The 16668-nt window shown below is 68.5% G+C and carries 12 protein-coding genes; 9 read left to right on the top strand and 3 right to left on the bottom strand.

Annotated features, from left to right (window positions below):
• The first annotated feature begins 306 nt into the window (after positions 1-306).
• From D588_RS0122800 to secF, 5 genes are all read left to right on the top strand, one after another.
• On the top strand, positions 307-2136 hold the full coding sequence (locus tag D588_RS0122800) for an ABC transporter ATP-binding protein (protein ID WP_017917635.1): 1830 nt from the start codon (positions 307-309) through the stop codon (positions 2134-2136).
• A gap of 235 nt (positions 2137-2371) precedes the next feature.
• Entirely contained in the window at positions 2372-3517 is a 1146-nt protein-coding gene (tgt, locus tag D588_RS0122795) for a tRNA guanosine(34) transglycosylase Tgt (protein ID WP_026144018.1), read from the top strand.
• A 323-nt stretch (positions 3518-3840) separates the two neighbouring features.
• Complete coding sequence (yajC, locus tag D588_RS0122790; RefSeq protein WP_017910689.1) at positions 3841-4185, top strand: preprotein translocase subunit YajC; 345 nt, start codon at positions 3841-3843, stop codon at positions 4183-4185.
• A 56-nt stretch (positions 4186-4241) separates the two neighbouring features.
• The gene (secD, locus tag D588_RS0122785; protein ID WP_017914289.1) at positions 4242-6086 is read left to right on the top strand and encodes a protein translocase subunit SecD; all 1845 of its coding nucleotides are present in this window, start codon (positions 4242-4244) and stop codon (positions 6084-6086) included.
• A 73-nt stretch (positions 6087-6159) separates the two neighbouring features.
• Positions 6160-7125 carry a protein translocase subunit SecF gene (secF, locus tag D588_RS0122780; RefSeq protein ID WP_017910687.1) on the top strand — a complete coding sequence of 322 codons (966 nt, stop codon included), beginning with the start codon at positions 6160-6162 and terminating at the stop codon, positions 7123-7125.
• A 236-nt stretch (positions 7126-7361) separates the two neighbouring features.
• Here the strand turns inward: secF and D588_RS0122775 are convergent, their stop codons facing one another.
• Positions 7362-9509 (bottom strand): methyl-accepting chemotaxis protein, encoded by a 2148-nt coding sequence (locus D588_RS0122775; RefSeq protein ID WP_017917633.1) that lies wholly within the window; start codon positions 9507-9509, stop codon positions 7362-7364.
• A 481-nt stretch (positions 9510-9990) separates the two neighbouring features.
• A complete protein-coding gene (locus D588_RS0122770; protein WP_026144017.1) occupies positions 9991-10818 on the bottom strand; it encodes an inositol monophosphatase family protein in 828 nt (275 codons plus the stop codon).
• Between the two features lie 118 nt (positions 10819-10936).
• On the opposite strand from D588_RS0122770, the gene D588_RS0122765 reads away from it, so the two are divergent.
• From D588_RS0122765 to D588_RS0122755, 3 genes are all read left to right on the top strand, one after another.
• Positions 10937-11695: an RNA methyltransferase gene (locus D588_RS0122765; RefSeq protein WP_017917632.1), complete on the top strand. Its 759-nt coding sequence runs from the start codon at positions 10937-10939 to the stop codon at positions 11693-11695.
• A gap of 178 nt (positions 11696-11873) precedes the next feature.
• Positions 11874-12764 (top strand): phosphate/phosphite/phosphonate ABC transporter substrate-binding protein, encoded by an 891-nt coding sequence (locus tag D588_RS0122760; protein WP_026144016.1) that lies wholly within the window; start codon positions 11874-11876, stop codon positions 12762-12764.
• Positions 12761-14905 (top strand): EAL domain-containing protein, encoded by a 2145-nt coding sequence (locus tag D588_RS0122755; RefSeq protein ID WP_017917631.1) that lies wholly within the window; start codon positions 12761-12763, stop codon positions 14903-14905. Before D588_RS0122760 ends, D588_RS0122755 begins: the two co-directional genes overlap by 4 nt.
• Positions 14906-14965: 60 nt before the next feature.
• Here the strand turns inward: D588_RS0122755 and epmB are convergent, their stop codons facing one another.
• Positions 14966-16003, bottom strand: coding sequence for an EF-P beta-lysylation protein EpmB (epmB, locus tag D588_RS0122750; protein ID WP_026144015.1), 1038 nt, complete (start codon positions 16001-16003; stop codon positions 14966-14968).
• Positions 16004-16102: 99 nt separating this feature from the next.
• Here epmB and efp point away from each other — a divergent pair.
• A partial coding sequence (gene efp, locus D588_RS0122745; protein WP_010343528.1) for an elongation factor P occupies positions 16103-16668 on the top strand: 566 nt, incomplete at its 3' end.

The following is a 16668-nucleotide window of genomic DNA, read 5'->3' as shown; positions in this document are numbered from 1 at the left end:
ACAACGATAGACCCTTATTTGACACAAGCGGCTTCAGCCGCGACCGGGCTTCCTCGGTGAAGCCCGTCGCGGCTGAAGCCGCTCCTGCGAGGGGGAACGATGGAGGAGCCACTGTCGCGAATCCCCAATCCCAAATCCCCAATCCCGGCGCTACCGCGTCGCGACTGAAGCCGCTCCCGCAAGGGAAAGCGATGCGCACGGACGCCCGCTTTTACGATTCCCCATTCTCCACTCCCCATTCCCAGCGTCACGAAGCGTGACGCCGAATACGCTACCCTGACGCCCCTTTTCAGGCATGGCGTGGCGATGTTCCGCTGGTTCGAGTCCCTGATCGAGGTCTTTCCGAAGATCGAGACGCAGATGCCGCCGCGCGGGGTGGTGCGCTTCTATCTGCATTACCTGCGTCCGCTGTGGCCGCTCTTGCTGGCCACGCTGCTGGCCGGTCTGGCGCTGGCGCTGGTGGAAGTGGCGATGTTCGACTTCCTCGGCCGCATCGTCGACATGGTCGCCGAGCAGCCGGGGCCGGACTTCTTCCAGCGCCATGCCGGCGAGCTGCTGTGGATGGCGTTCGTCGTGCTGCTGGCGCGGCCGTTGTTCGTGGCCCTGCACAACCTGCTGGTGAACCAGGCCATCGTGCCGGGCCTGAGCAACCGCGCGCGCTGGCTGATGCACAACTACGTGGTGCGGCAGAGCCTGGGCTTCTTCCAGAACGACTTCGCCGGGCGCATCGCCAACCGGGTGATGCAGACCGGCACCTCGCTGCGCGAGTCGGCGGTGCAGATGGTCGATGCGCTCTGGTACATCGTGGTCTACACCGGCAGCGCGCTGTACTTGTTCGCCCAGGCCGATCCCTGGCTGATGGCGCCGTTGCTGGTGTGGGTGCTGGCCTACGTGGCGCTGATGGTCTACTTCGTGCCGCGGATGAAGCAGCGCGCCTGGATCGCCTCGGACGCGCGCTCCAAGGCGATGGGCCGCATCGTCGACGGCTACACCAACATCGCCACGCTCAAGCTGTTCTCGCATGCCGGGCGCGAGCAGGCCTACGTGCGCGAGGCGATCGACGAGCTGGCGGTCAAGCACCGCGGGCAGACCCGCATGACCACCGCGATGGACAGTGCCATCGCCATCATCAACGGCTTCCTGATCGCGGTGACCTGCGGGCTGGCGTTGTGGCTGTGGAGCCGCGGCCAGATCAGCGTGGGCGCGATCACCCTGGCCACCGGCCTGGTGATCCGCATCCACAACATGTCCGGCTGGATCATGTGGACGGTCAACGGCATCTTCGAGGACATCGGTGCGGTGCAGGACGGCATGGAGACCATCGCGCAGCCGGCGCAGGTGCAGGATCGCGCCGACGCGGTGCCGCTGCGCGTGGAGCGCGGCGAGGTCCGCTTCGAGCACATCCACTTCCACTACGGCAAGCGCGGCGGGGTCATCGCCGGGCTCGACCTGCAGGTGCGCGCGGGCGAGAAGATCGGCCTGGTCGGGCCGTCCGGCGCCGGCAAGTCGACCCTGGTCAACGTGCTGCTGCGGCTGTACGACCTGGAGCAGGGCCGCATCCTGATCGACGGCCAGGACATCGCCGGCGTCACCCAGGAGAGCCTGCGCCAGCAGATCGGCCTGGTCACCCAGGACACCTCGCTGCTGCACCGCTCGATCCGCGACAACCTGCTGTACGGCCGCCCCGACGCCAGCGAGGCGCTGCTGCGCGCGGCGGTGGCCAAGGCGCGCGCCGACGAGTTCATCGAACAATTGCAGGACGGCGAGGGCCAGCGCGGCTACGACGCGCAGGTCGGCGAGCGCGGGGTCAAGCTGTCCGGCGGCCAGCGCCAGCGCATCGCCATCGCCCGCGTGCTGCTCAAGGACGCGCCGATCCTGATCCTGGACGAGGCCACCTCGGCGCTGGATTCGGAAGTGGAGGCGGCGATCCAGGACAGCCTGGACGAACTGATGGCGGGCAAGACGGTGATCGCGATCGCCCACCGGCTCTCCACCATCGCGCGGATGGACCGCCTGGTGGTGATGGACCGCGGCGCCATCGTCGAGACCGGCACCCACGCCGAGCTGGTCGCCCGCGGCGGCCTGTACGCGCGGCTGTGGGCGCGCCAGACCGGTGGTTTCGTCGCGGCGGACTGACGCTGCTCGCCATCCAGGATGGCCGGCGACGGCGCGACATCGGTGTCGTGTCGTCAGGGCAGGGCGGCGCCGGGTACGCGCCACGGCATGGTCCTGGGCGGGGCCTGCGCTGTGCGTGCCCGACGCGCATCCGACCAGCCGACCGCGGTGTTCCCTGGTCGGCGCACCGCAAGGCGGTTCGGCGCCGACGGCCCGGCAATGCGACAATGCCCGGCTTACCGAGATTCGCCAGACCATGTCCCGATTGCAGTTCCAGCTCCACACCACCGACGGCGCCGCGCGCCGCGGCCGCCTGACCTTTCCGCGCGGGACGGTCGAGACTCCCGCGTTCATGCCGGTGGGCACCTACGGCTCGGTCAAGGGCGTGCTGCCCGAACAGATCAAGGCGCTGGGCGCGCAGATCATCCTCGGCAACACCTTCCACCTGTACCTGCGCCCAGGCCTGGACGTGATCGGCGATCACGGCGGCCTGCACGGCTTCGCCCGCTGGGACGGGCCGATCCTGACCGATTCCGGCGGCTTCCAGGTGTTCTCGCTGGCGCACCGACGCAAGATCAGCGAGCAGGGCGTCACCTTCGCCTCGCCGACCGACGGCGCCAAGGTGTTCCTGGGGCCGGAGGAGAGCATGAAGATCCAGCGGGTGCTCGATTCGGACATCGTGATGATCTTCGACGAGTGCACCCCGTACCCGGCCACCGAGGACGTGGCGCGGCGCTCGATGGAACTGAGCCTGCGCTGGGCGCAGCGCTCGCGCGACGCACACGATGCGCTGGGCAACGACGCGGCGCTGTTCGGCATCGTCCAGGGCGGCGTGCATGCGGACCTGCGCAGCCGCTCGATCGAGGGGCTGCAGGCGATCGGCTTCGATGGCTACGCGATCGGCGGCCTGGCGGTGGGCGAGCCGGAGCACGAGCGCAATGCCATGCTCGAGCACCTGCATCCGCGCCTGCCCGGCGACCGCCCGCGCTACCTGATGGGCGTGGGACGCCCGGAGGACCTGGTCGAGGGCGTGGCCCGCGGCGTGGACATGTTCGACTGCGTGATGCCGACCCGCAACGCGCGCAACGGCCACTATTTCACCTCGTTCGGCACGGTGCGCATCCGCAACGCCAAGTACGAGCGCGACCTCGATCCGATCGAGCCGGGCTGCGGCTGCCATGCCTGCAGCAGCGGCTACACCCGCGCCTACCTGCGCCACCTGGACCGCTGCAACGAGATGCTGGCGCCGATGCTGGGCACCCTGCACAACCTCTGGTACTACCAGAAGCTGATGGCCGACATGCGCGCGGCGATCGCCGCGGGAACCTTTGCCCAGTTCCGGCGGTCCTTCTATGCGGCGCGCGGGATGGAAGCCACCCCACTCCCAACGGAGCACGGATAAGCCCCTCTCCCCCGGGAGAGGGGTTGGGGTGAGGGTCCGGGCGCAGCCTCGTGTTGTTCGGGAGTGGTCGGGGGTGAGGGTCCGGGCGCAGCCTCGTGCAGTCGAAAGGATACGAGGCTTCGCCCGTACCCTCATCCGCCGCTGCGCGGCACCTTCCCCCGAGAAGGTGGCCGTGGGTCCCGCAGGGAGAAGGGAGGGGCGCGGCGGCCGTTCCGGGGGCAAGGGGAAGATCGTGGCATAATCGGCGGCTGCTTGCTGCCGCAAGGCAAACCAGCGGTCCGTGCCCCAGGGTGTCGGGCTGCCCAAACCATAGGACGTACCCGATGAATCCGCTCGATTTCCTGATTCCCGTCGCCCAGGCGCAGACCGCTGGCGGCGCCGCCCCGGCCGGTGGTGGCCTGCAGATGTTCCTGCTGCCCATCATCCTGATCGCGGTGATGTATTTCGTGATGATCCGGCCGCAGATGAAGCGCCAGAAGGAACACAAGTCGATGCTGGACAAGCTCGGTCGCGGCGATGAGGTCATCACCTCCGGCGGCGTGGCCGGCGTGGTCACCGACATCGGCGACAACTTCATCACCATCGAAGTGGCCGACAACGTGCGCATCCGCGTGCAGAAGGGCGCCGTCGGCAATGTCCTGCCGAAGGGCACGCTGAAGTCCGCCTGATCCATTTCTCCTACTGCTAGGCGCGACGCCGGCGTGGCGTCGTGCGGGGTCCCGCAATGCTCGAGTTTCCGCGCTGGAAGTATGTCCTCATCCTGATCGTGCTGGCGTTGAGCGCGTTGTACGCGCTGCCCAACGTGTACCAGAAGGATCCGTCGGTCCAGATCACCGCCAGCCGCGGCGGCAAGATCGACGATGCCCTGCGCGAGCGGGTCCTCGCCGACCTGAAGACGGCCGGGATCACCCCGAAGCTGGTCGACAAGGAAGGCGACAGCCTGATGGTGCGCCTGCCGAACCTGCAGGCGCAGACCCGTGCCAACGACGTGCTGCGCCAGCAGGTGGGCGAGAACTACACGGTGGCGCTGAACCTGGCCTCGACCGTGCCGGACTGGCTGTCGCGCCTGGGCGGCAAGCCGATGGTGCTGGGCCTGGATCTGGTCGGCGGCGTGCACTTCGCCCTGCAGGTCGACCAGAAGGCGGCGCTGGAAAAGCGCCTGGACACCTTCGCCGAGGACATCCGCACCACCTTGCGCGACAACCGCCTGGCCTACCGCTCGGTCGAGCGCCGTCCCGACAACAGCATCCAGGTCAGCCTGGGCGAGGGCGTCGATGCCAGCGCCGCGCGCGCGGCCATCGCCAAGGCGCAGCCGACCCTGAGCTACGCGGTGTCCGGGCAGACCATCGCCGTGACCGTGCCCGAGGCCGAGCTGAAGCAGATCGCCGCCGGCGCCATCGAGCAGAACCTGACCACCCTGCGCAACCGCGTCAACCAGCTGGGCGTGGCCGAGCCGATCATCCAGCGCCAGGGCGACGACCGCATCGTCGTCGAGCTGCCGGGCGTGCAGGACACCGCCGAGGCCAAGCGCATGATCGGCGCCACCGCCACGCTGGAGTTCCGCGGCGTGGTCGACGGCAACGCCGAGGACGCGGTGCGCAGCGGCAATATCCCGCCCGACGCCAAGGTCTACCGCCTGCGCGACAGCGGCGCCCCGGTGCTGCTGAGCAAGCGCGTGCTGGTGTCCGGCGACCAGATGGTCAACGCCACCGTCAGCACCGACCAGAACGGCATGCCGGCCGTGGCGGTGACGCTCAACAACGCCGCCGGCCAGCGCATGTTCGACTACACCAGCGCCAACACCGGCAAGCTGATGTCGGTGGTCTACATCGAGCGCATCCCCACCGTGACCATGGTCGACGGCAAGGAAGTGCGCAGCGTGCGCGTCAACGAGGAGGCGCTGGCGCCGACCCGCATCGCCGGCGTGTTCGGCAAGAACTTCCAGACCACCGGCCTGGAGAAGACCGAGGCCGAGAACCTGGCCAAGCTGCTGCGCGCCGGTTCGCTGGCCGCGCCGATGGACTTCGTCGAGGAATACGTGATCGGCCCGAGTCTGGGCGCGGAAAACGTGGAGCGCGGCATCACCGCCGTGGTCTACGCGTTCCTGTTCACCCTGGTGTTCTTCAGCGTGTACTACCGCATGTTCGGCCTGATCACCTCGGTCGCGCTGCTGATGAACCTGCTGATCGTGGTCTCGGTGATGTCGCTGTTCGGCGCCACCATGACCCTGCCGGGCTTCGCCGGTCTGGCGCTGTCGGTGGGCCTGTCGGTGGACGCCAACGTGCTGATCAACGAGCGTATCCGCGAAGAACTGCGGCTGGGCGTACCGCCCAAGTCGGCGATCGCGGCCGGTTACGAGAAGGCCGGCGGCACCATCCTCGACGCCAACCTCACCGGCCTGATCGTCGGCGTGGCGCTGTACGCGTTCGGTACCGGCCCGCTGAAGGGCTTCGCGCTGACCATGATCATCGGCATCTTCGCCTCGATGTTCACCGCGATCACCGTGTCGCGCGCGCTGGCGGTGCTGATCTACGGCCGTCGCAAGAAGATCAAGTCCGTGGCCATCTGAGCCACGCACGCCACCTTCCGCACGTCCCCGCGCCGGCAGGCGCGGGGTCCAAAAAAACGCAGAGCGGTCTCCAATGAAAATCTTCCCGCTTCACCTGATCCCCAACGACACCAAGATCGACTTCATGCGCTGGCGGCACCCGACCCTGGTGCTGATGCTGGTGCTGGCGCTGGCCTCGTTCGCGGTGATCTTCGCCAAGGGCTTCAACTACGCGCTGGAGTTCACCGGCGGCGCGCTGGTGCAGACCAGCTTCCAGAAGCCGGTCGACGTGGACCAGGTGCGCGAGCAGCTGGCCAAGGCCGGTTTCGAGAACGCGCAGGTGCAGAACGTCGGCAGCGGCAACGAGGTGGTGATCCGCCTGCAGCCGCAGGGCGAGCACAACAACGAGGACATCACCAAGAACCTCGCCGAGCAGGTGCGCAAGGCGGTGAGCACGCCGCAGAACCCGGCCACGGTCAAGCCGGGCGAGTTCGTCGGCCCGCAGGTCGGCAAGGACCTGGCCTTGAACGGCGTCTACGCCACGGTGTTCATGCTGGTCGGCTTCCTGATCTACATCGCCTTCCGCTTCGAGTGGAAGTTCGCGGTGGTGGCCAGCCTGACCGCGCTGTTCGACCTGTTGGTGACGGTGGCCTACGTGTCGGTCACCGGCCGTGAGTTCGACCTGACCGTGCTGGCCGGTCTGCTGTCGGTGATGGGCTTTGCGATCAACGACATCATCGTGGTATTCGACCGCGTGCGCGAGAACTTCCGCAGCCTGCGCGTGGAGCCGATCGAGGTGCTGAACCGCTCGATCAACCAGACCCTGTCGCGTACGGTGATCACAGCGGTGATGTTCTTCCTGTCGGCGCTGGCGCTTTACTTGTACGGCGGCGAGTCGATGGAAGGCCTGGCGCTGACCCACATGATCGGTGCGGTGGTGGTGGTGGTGTCCTCGGTGATCGTGGCGGTGCCGCTGCTGTCGATCGGGCCGTTCCAGGTCACCAAGCAGGACCTGCTGCCGAAGTCGAAGGACGTCGAGGCGCTGGCGCGCAGGCCCTGATGGGGCCGGGAGTGGGGATCCGGGATTGGGGATTCGTGAAAGCGTGACGTCCTGGGCCTGAAGCACTCCCTCCTGCGAACAAAAAAGCCGCGCGGATGCGCGGCTTTTTCTTTGTGCGGACGCTGGGGGCGTCGGGTGGGTGCAGCGCAACGTCGGCCGGGTTGCCGTGCGTGGGACGGGGCCGTCAATGACGGTCCCGTCCCTCCGTGGCGTGCGTGCCGCGCAGGGCGTCCGCGCTACGCCGCGTTGGCGGTGGCGCGGGCCACCAGTTGCGCCACCATCGGGTAGGTCTCGCTGCGCACCTGGAACTGGCCGACGATCTCCACCAGGTCGCCGGCCTGCTGCTCCATCGCGCGTGCCGCGGCAGTGGCTTCCTCGACCAGGGCGGCGTTCTGTTGGGTGGTCTCGTCCATCTGGGTGACGGTGTGGTTGACCTGCTCGATGCCGGCGGACTGCTCCTGCGAGGCGGCGGCGATCTCGCCCATGATGTCGGTCACGCGCTGCACCGAGGCCACGATGTCCTGCATCGTCGTGCCGGCCTGGGCGACCAGCGCCGAACCTGCGCTCACGCGCTCGACCGAGTCGTCGATCAGCGTCTTGATCTCCTTGGCCGCGCTGGCCGAGCGCTGGGCGAGGGTGCGGACTTCGCTGGCGACCACGGCGAAACCGCGGCCCTGCTCGCCGGCGCGTGCCGCTTCCACCGCGGCATTGAGTGCCAGGATATTGGTCTGGAAGGCGATGCCGTCGATCACGCCGATGATGTCGGCGATCTTCTTCGAGGCCGCCTCGATGCCGTCCATGGTGGTGACGACCTGTCCGACCACCGTGCCGCCCTGCGAGGCCACGGAGGCCGCGCCGGCGGCCAGCTGGTTGGCCTGGCGCGCATGCTCGGCGTTCTGCTTCACCGTGGCGGTCAGCTCCTCCATCGATGCGGCGGTTTCTTCCAGGCTGGCGGCCTGCTGCTCGGTGCGGCGCGACAGATCGTCGTTGCCGCTGGCGATCTCGCCGGCGGCGGTGTCGATGCTGGCCGCGGCCTGCTGGATGCGGCCGACCATGTCGGTCAGTTGCGCGACGGTGGCGTTGGCGTCGTCGCGCATCCGCGCGAACACGCCGTGGAACTCGCCCTGCATGGTCTGGGTCAGGTCGCCGGCGGCGATCGCGCGCAACAGCTGCGACAGCGCCGCCAGATTGGTCTCGGTGCCCGTCATCATCGTGTTGAGGTTGGCGACCATGCCGCGGAAGGCGTGACGGAAACGCTGATCATTGCCGCGGCGGGAGAAGTCGCCCTGCGCGGCGGCGCGCACCAGCAGGTCGATCTCGTCGTTGATCGCGCCGAGATTGCGCTTCACCTTGGCCATGGTCTCGGTCAGGATCGCCTTCTCGCCCGGGAACTGCTCCAGGTCGCGGCTCAGATCGCCTTCGGCATACTCGCCCATCAGCGCGATCAGCTGCTGCTTGACCGAGATATGGCTGTGCACCAGGGCATTGGTGTCGCGGACCATGCGCCCGTAGTCGCCCGGGAAGCGTGCCTCGTCCATGCGGAAGCTGATCCGACCGGCGTCATGCTGCTTGGCCATCTCGGTCTGCGCCTGGATCACCGTGCGCAGTTCCTCCTGCATCTGCCGCATGTCGTTGAGCAGCGACGGCGCCTGGGTGCGCAGGCGCACGTCCTGCGACAGGTCGCCGCTGGCGATGCGGCGCACCACGTCGGCTGCGTAGGCGGGCTCGCCGCCGAGCTGGCGCATCAGGCTGTTGCGGACCAGCAGGCCGAGCAGGATGGCGGCGACGATGCCGATCAGCATGCCGCCGAGGCTGGTCCATTCGCCCGACTGCGCGCGCGCCTCGCTCTCGGCCTTGCGCACCTGCAGCAGGGCGCGCTCGGCGTCCTCGTACTGACCGATCGTGTCGCGCAACCCGTCCATCTGCTGCTTGCCGACGCTCCGGAACGCGTCCAGCTGGGCGTCGTCGCTGTCGGCCACGGTGGTGCGCATGTGTTCCACCGCCTTGCGCTTGGTCGCCATGAACTGCGTGTAGTCCTGCATCAGGGTCTGCAGGCGCGCCTGCTGCGCCGCGTTGTCCGCGGTCAGCTGCTTGGACTCCTGCCACTGTGCGCTGAACTCGCGTTCGCCGAGTTCGAGTGGCGCCAGGTAGGACGGATCGCGGGTCAGGGCGAAGCCGCGCGCGCCGCTCTCGATGTTGAGCAGGCTCACCAGCATGCGGTCGCCGAGGGTGATGACCTTGTAGGTATGCGCGTCCAGCGCTGCCGCGCTGGTGAACTTGCGGAAGCCGATCAGGCTGGTGATGCCGACCAGCAACAACATGGCGATCACGCCGCAGAAGCCGATTGCCAGGCGCTTGGTGACGGTGAGATGATGGAAGGACACGCGAGATCTCCGGAAGATGCGAGAGAGCGGCGCTATCGGCTCCATTGCCGCAGGGACGGCAATGCAGGCACGGATCAGCGGGGAAGTTCGGGCAAAGACCCGCATCGGTATCGGCCGCGTTCCGTGGATCTTTAGGGCTGCGTTCGCCGATTGCGTCGGGCGCATCGCACATGCCGTTTTGCCTGCATGTAGCGCGTCGTGTGCCGTTTTCTACGCAAGCGCCGATCAAGCAGGAGTGAAGCGCGCAGCGTCCAATGCGTGAGTGCGGTGTGACGGAAAAACGGCCCGTGCGTTCTGCGTTCGACGGGATTTCCTGGATGGCGGCTCGTCTGCGCGAGGCCAGGCGGATGCTGCGAAAGGACCTGTGCGGAGGTCGTGCGCCGGTCCGATCGGCGGATGACGGACATAAAAAAGCCGCGCGAGTGCGCGGCTTTTCTGTTGTTGCGGTGTCGCTGCGCCGGCGTGGCGCCGGTCGCCTCGCTCAGAACTTCGCGTCGAACTCCCCGGCGAAGCCGGTATTGACGATCAGCTTCTGCAGCGCGTCGCCGACCTTGAGGTTGCCGGCGACCACCTGGAACTGCTGCGGGCCGCGGTCGTCGATGCGGCCGAGGGTGCCGCCCTTGAAATCGGTGACGCGGCCACCGGCCTCGCGCACCAGCAGCACGCCGGCGGCGATGTCCCAGGCCTTCACGCCGGCTTCGAAGTAGGCGTCGCTGCGGCCGCAGGCCACATAGGCCAGATCCAGTGCCGCCGAGCCGGTGCGACGGATGTCCTCGGCCTGCACCAGCAGCGCATCCACGCACTTGAGCTGGGGGCTGGTGCGCTTGCGCTCGCGCGGCGCGAAGCCGGTGTGGACCATGGCGCCGTTGAGTTCCTTGCGCTCGCTGACACGGATGCGGCGGTCGTTGAGCACGGCGCCGTTGCCGCGGCTGGCGGTGAACAGTTCGTTGCGGAGCGGGTCGAAGATCACCGCGTCGACCGGCTCGCCGTTCTCGACCAGGGCGATCGACACGCAGTAGTGCGGGAAGCCGCGCAGGTAGTTGCTGGTGCCGTCGAGCGGGTCGATCACCCACATGTAGCGGCCGCCGCCCTGCACGCCGCTTTCCTCGCCCATCACGCCGTAGTCGGGGTAGGCGCGGCGCAGCTCCTTGACGATCACCTTTTCCGCATCGGCATCGACTTCGCTGGCGTAGTCCATGCGGTCCTTCTGCACCACGTTCAGTGCTTCCAGACGGTTGATGTGGCGCAACAGCACGTTGCCGGCGAGGCGGGCGGCCTTGACCATGACGGTGACGGCGGGTTTTTGCATGGCAAGCGCTCCCGAGAAGGCGGAGGTGGGTCTGGAGGAGGAAAAGAGCAGTCCGGCGCCAAGGCCGGCCGCACAGTTTACCATCTACGCCCCCGTTCGCTTCGCCTGCCGTGCCGCCATGACCGATTCCCTCCGTATCCGCTTCGTCCTGGTCGGGACCCAGCATCCCGGCAACATCGGCGCGGCGGCGCGCGCGATGAAGACCATGGGGCTGTCGCGGCTGGTGCTGGTGGCGCCGGAATGCGAGCTGGAGACCGAGGCCTACCGGCGTTCTGCCGGGGCCGAGGATCTGTTGCAGCAAGCGCCGGTGCTGCCGGCGCTGGCCGACGCAGTGGCCGATTGCCGGTTGGTGCTGGGCTGCACCGCGCGCAGCCGCCGCGTGTCGCTGGAGGAGTTGCTGCCGGCCGATGCCGCGCAGCGCCTGACCGCGACCAGCGCCGAACCGGCGGAGGTGGCGCTGGTGTTCGGGCGCGAGCGCACCGGCCTGACCAACGAGGAACTGCAGCTGTGCCATGCGGCCGTGCACATTCCCTCCGATCCGGCGTTCAGCTCGCTCAATCTGGCCGCGGCGGTGCAGGTGCTGGCCTACGAACTGCGCCTGGCGCAGCTGCGCGGCGCCGCCCCCGCGCCGGCGCCGGTACCGGGGTTCCGCGAGGCACCGGCCAGCCACGCGCAGGTGGAAGGGCTGTTCGGGCAGTTGGCCGAGACCCTGGACGATATCGACTTCCACAAGGGCCGCGCCCCGGATTCGGCGATGCGCAAGTTGCGCCGGCTGTTCCTGCGCACCGAGCTGACCGAGCAGGAAGTGCGCCTGCTGCGCGGCGTGCTGTCCGATGCGCAGCGCATGGCGCGACTCGCCGGGCAGGCCGGAAACTGAGGCCAGGCAAGGCGCGAAGGCCTCCATCGCGGCGCGCGCGCCGACGCGTGCGCCCAGGGCGGACTGCATGCGCGGCAGGCGCCATTCTGTGACGCTGTCACCGGCATGCGCTTTCGGCTAGGCTTTGCAAGGTCTACTTGGGGATCGTGGTTTGTCCAGTTCGCGTTGGCGGGTGGTCGTGGTGTGGCTGGCGCTGGCGATCTGCTGGCCCGCGTCCGTGCACGCGCGGCCCTCGGTCCTGGTGCTGGGGCGCATCAGCGACAATCCCAAGGCCCATTACGAGCAACTCAAGCCGCTGCTGGACTACGTGGTGCCGCGCATGCGCGAGGTCGGCATCACCTCCGGGCAGATCCTGATGGCCCGCGACAGCCAGCAGATGAGCAGTTACCTGCGTCGCGGCCGGGTCGACTGGGTCACCGAGACCGCTGCCACCGCGATGGCGCTGGAGCAGCGCGGTGGCGCCAAGCCGCTGCTGCTGACCGAGCGCAACGGCGTGCGTCAGTACCACACCGTATTCTTCGTGCGCAAGGACGCGCCGGTGCACGACCTGTCGGATCTGCGGGGGCGCACGCTGGCGCTGCAGAGCACGCTGTCCACCAGCGCCTACCTGGTGCCGATGATGACGCTGTTCGAGCGCGGCCTGCATCCGGAGATCCTGCTCTCGACCAAGGACCAGCCCTCGGCGGAAACGGTCGGTTACGTGTTCGCGCGCTCGGAACTCAACATCGCCGCCTTCGTGCACAAGCATCTGGTGGATGCCGGGGCGTTCAGCAATCTCGACTGGGACGACGATCGCCGCATTCCCCCGGCGTTCCGCCGCGACTTCCGGGTGATCTACCGCAGCGAACCGTATCCGCGCGCGGTGGAGATGGTGCGCAGCGATCTGCCCACGGACGTGGAGACGCGCCTGCGCGAGGTGCTGCTGCACGCCGCTGACGATCCGCAGGGGCGCGCGGCGCTGCGCCAGTTCTTCGGGACCTCCGGTTTCTACCCGATCGATCCGGCGTCGCAGAAACGCCTGGATGCCCTGCGCGACGGCGTGGCGCGGGTGAGGCTGGAAGTGGAATGAAGAGCATGCGTTTCGGGTTGCAGGCCAGGTTCCTGCTGGCCATGGGCGTGGCTGCGCTGCTGGTGATGGCGATCCTGGCCCTGCTGCTGGAGCGCCAGGCGGCGATGCAGCGCGAGGTGCGCACGCTCAGCGGCAACGCCATCCACAGCCTGTTCGACAGCAGCATGCGCACTCGCGGCGAATCGCTGGCGCGGCAACTGGCCGATTCGCTGGCCAACCCGGTGTACTACTCCGACCTGGATGCGATCGGCACGCAGGTGCGTGGGGCGCTGGGCTATGTGGCGGTGGCCTACGTGCTGGTCTACGACGCCGACGGGCGGCTGATCCACGACGGCAGCAAGGACCTGGTGGGCTACGGGCAGCGCATGCGCGGGCCGATGGCCGACGCCGCGATCCGCGCCAAAGGCCTGCTGGCGCAGGAGTCGCCGGAGTTCCTCGACGTGTCGATGCCGATCATGATCGGCGACCAGCGCGTGGGCGGGGTGCGGGTAGGCATGTCCTGGACACGCGCGCAGGAGTACGAGCGCAAGGCCGGGCAGAACCTGGACCAGCGCCTGGGCGCACTGGGCAAGCGCCATCTCGGCTGGTTGCTGCTGTTGCTGGCCGCCCTGGGCCTGACCGCGGCGATGGTGGCGGTCTACGTGCAGCGCACGCTGGTGGCGCCGTTGCGCTGGATGGCGGCGACCGCACGCCAGATCGAGGCCGGCAACTATGCGGTGGAGCGCCGCGACAGCGGCCGCCACGACGAGGTCAGCGAACTGCTGCGCGCGTTCGGGCGGATGAGCGAGGCGATCGCCCGGCACGACCGCGACGTGCGCCACATGGCCTACACCGATGCGTTGACCGGGCTGACCAACCGGCTCGCGTTCCGCGAGGCGCTGGACCATCGCATGCTGTCGGCGCGCGCCTCGCAGCGCAGGCTGGCGCTGCTGTTCGCCGACATCGACGATTTCAAGCGGATCAACGACACCCTGGGTCACGAGGCCGGCGACGAAGCCCTGCTGCAGTTCGCGCGGCGCATCCAGCTGGCGGTGGAGCAACTGGGCGGCGACGATGCGCTGCTGGCGCGTTTCGGCGGCGACGAGTTCGTGATCCTGGTGGAGGATGCGCAGGCGGCTAAGGTCGCCACCGCGCTGGCGCAGCGGCTGGTGCAGGAACTGCGCGAGCCGCTGCGGATCCAGGGCCGCGAGGTGTTCATGGGCACCTCGATCGGCATCACTGTCTACCCGGGCGATGCCGAGGACGCCTCGGCGCTGCTGAAGAACGGCGACATCGCCATGTACCAGGCCAAGCTGGCCGGCAAGAACTGCCACCGCTTCTACAGCCGCGCGATGGACTATGCGGTGGAGCGGCGCGTGCACATGGAGCACGAGCTGCGCGGCGCCTGGGAGCGCGACGAACTCAAGCTGGCCTACCAGCCGATCTTCCGCACCCAGGACCGGCGCATGGTCGGTGTCGAGGTGCTGCTGCGCTGGCAGCATCCGGCGATGGGCACGATCTCGCCGACGGTGTTCATCGACGTGGCCGAGCAGAGCGGGCTGATCGAAAGCATCGGCCCCAAGGTACTGCGCGCGGCCTGCAGCGAGGCCACCCAGTGGCGGCGCGCCGACGGCAGCGCCGACCTGTTCGTCTCGGTCAACGTCTCTCCGCGGCAGTTGCGCAGCGGCGATCTGCCCGAAGTGGTGGCCGAATGCCTGCGCGAGTCCGGGCTGCCGGCGGCGCAATTGCATCTGGAGCTGACCGAGACTGCGGTGATCGGCGACGAGCTGCAGGCGGCGAGCATGCTGGCGCGGCTGCATCGCACCGGGGTCAAGGTCTGGCTGGACGACTTCGGCACCGGCTTCTCCGGCCTGAGCCATCTGCGCCAGGTGCCGGTGGACGGGGTCAAGATCGACAAGAGTTTCGTCGCCGACCTGCAGCGCGACCCGGACGATCTGGCGCTGACCACGGCGATCATCGCCATGGCGCATTCGCTGGACATCACCGTAGTCGCCGAAGGCATCGAGCAGGAGACCCAGTTCGAGCTGCTGCGCGAGCGCGGCTGCGAACTGGGGCAGGGCTTCTGGCTCAGCCGTCCGCTCAGCGCGGAGGAATTTCGTCAGCTGCTCGCCAACGAGGACGCACCGCCCGCCAGCACGTGATCGCCGCTGCGGCGTCGTGGCCGGCGTGCGCTGTGCCTGCGGCGGTCCTGGCCAGGCGGGTCAGGGCAGCAGCGGGCGCTTGCCGCTGTCGCCGGGAATCTCGCGCACCAGTTTCGGCACGAGATAGCCGGACAGGCGCGCGGCCAGTGCCTGATGCAGCGCCAGCGCGGTGGCATCGTCCACTTCGAAATGGGCCACGCCCTGCACCCGATCCAGTTGATGCAGGTAGTAGGGCAGCACGCCGGCGGCAAAGCTGCGCTCGCTCAGCGCGGCCAGCGCCTCGACGCTGTCGTTGACCCCGCGCAGCAGCACCGCTTGGTTGAGCAGGTGCGCGCCGGCTTCGCGCAGGCGCGCCAGCGCGGCATCGACGCCGGCATCGAATTCGTTGGCGTGGTTGGCGTGGATCACGAACGCCACCGGCCACGGCAGCGTGCGCAGCCAGGCCAGCAACGGCGCATCGACGCGCTCGGGCAGCACCACCGGCAGGCGGCTGTGGATACGCAGGCGCTTGAGCTGCGGCAGCGCGGCCAGCGCCTCGGTGAGTTCGACCAGTTTCGGCGTGGCCAGCGACAGCGGATCGCCGCCGGACAGGATCACTTCCTCGATGCTGGGGTCGGCGGCGATGGCCGCCACCGCCGTGCGCCAGCCATCGCGCGCGGCGGTCTCGTCGGCATAGGGAAAGTGCCGGCGGAAGCAGTAGCGGCAGTGCACCGCGCAACTGCCGGTGGCCACCAGCAGGGCGCGGCCGCGGTACTTGTGGATCACCCCGTCGGCCTTCTTGGCCGCGGTGTCGCCGACTGCATCCAGGGCGAAGCCGGCGACCAGGCGCTGCTCGTCGTCGATCGGCAGCACCTGGCGCAGCAGCGGATCGTGCGGATCGCCCGGGCGCATGCGCGCGACGAAGCTGCGCGGCACGCGCAGCGCGAACTGCGTCGCAGCCTGTTCGGAGACGCCCAGCGCCTGCGGATCCAGGTCCAGCAGGGCCAGCAGCTCGCGCGGATCGCGCACGGCGTCGCGCCAGGCATGCTGCCAGCGCGGCGGCGCGGCGGCGGGCAGGGGCGGGGACGGCTGCATCGGGCGGGGGGCTGCGGTTATCATAGGCGGTCATCACACGAGCGCCCGCCGTTGCGGCGGAGCTTCCATTCTATCCGGCCGGCCGCCGAACGCGGCGGGTTTGCCTTACCCGAGGAGTTTCAGATGGCCAGCTACGGCATGAACGACGTCAAGAACGGGATGAAGATCCTGGTCAACAGCGAGCCTGCGATCATCACCGATACCGAATACGTCAAGCCCGGCAAGGGCCAGGCGTTCACCCGCGTCAAGTACCGTTTCATCAAGTCCGGGCGCGTGGTCGAAATGACCATGAAGGCGACCGACAGCGTGGAAGCGGCCGACGTGGTCGACACTGACATGCAGTACCTCTACAGCGACGGCGAGTACTGGCACTTCATGCAGCAGGAAACCTTCGAGCAGGTGCAGGCCGACAAGGCCGGCGTCGGCGACGCCGCCAAGTGGATCAAGGGCGAGGAGGATTGCGTGGTGACGCTGTGGAACGGCACGCCGATCCAGGTCACCCCGCCGAACTTCGTCGAACTGAAGATCGTCGAGACCGACCCGGGCGTGCGCGGCGACACTTCCGGCGGCGGCGGCAAGCCGGCGACCCTGGAGACCGGTGCGGTGGTGCGCGTGCCGCTGTTCGTCGGCCAGGAAGAAGTGATCCGCGTCGATACGCGTTCGGGCGAATACGTTTCGCGCGTCAAGTA

Origin of the sequence: Xanthomonas sp. SHU 308, from assembly GCF_000364645.1 — a bacterium.
In the GTDB taxonomy this organism is placed as follows: domain Bacteria; phylum Pseudomonadota; class Gammaproteobacteria; order Xanthomonadales; family Xanthomonadaceae; genus Xanthomonas_A; species Xanthomonas_A sontii.
Note: the sequence above shows the minus strand (reverse complement) of the source record. Positions and strands in the feature narration are given on the sequence as shown.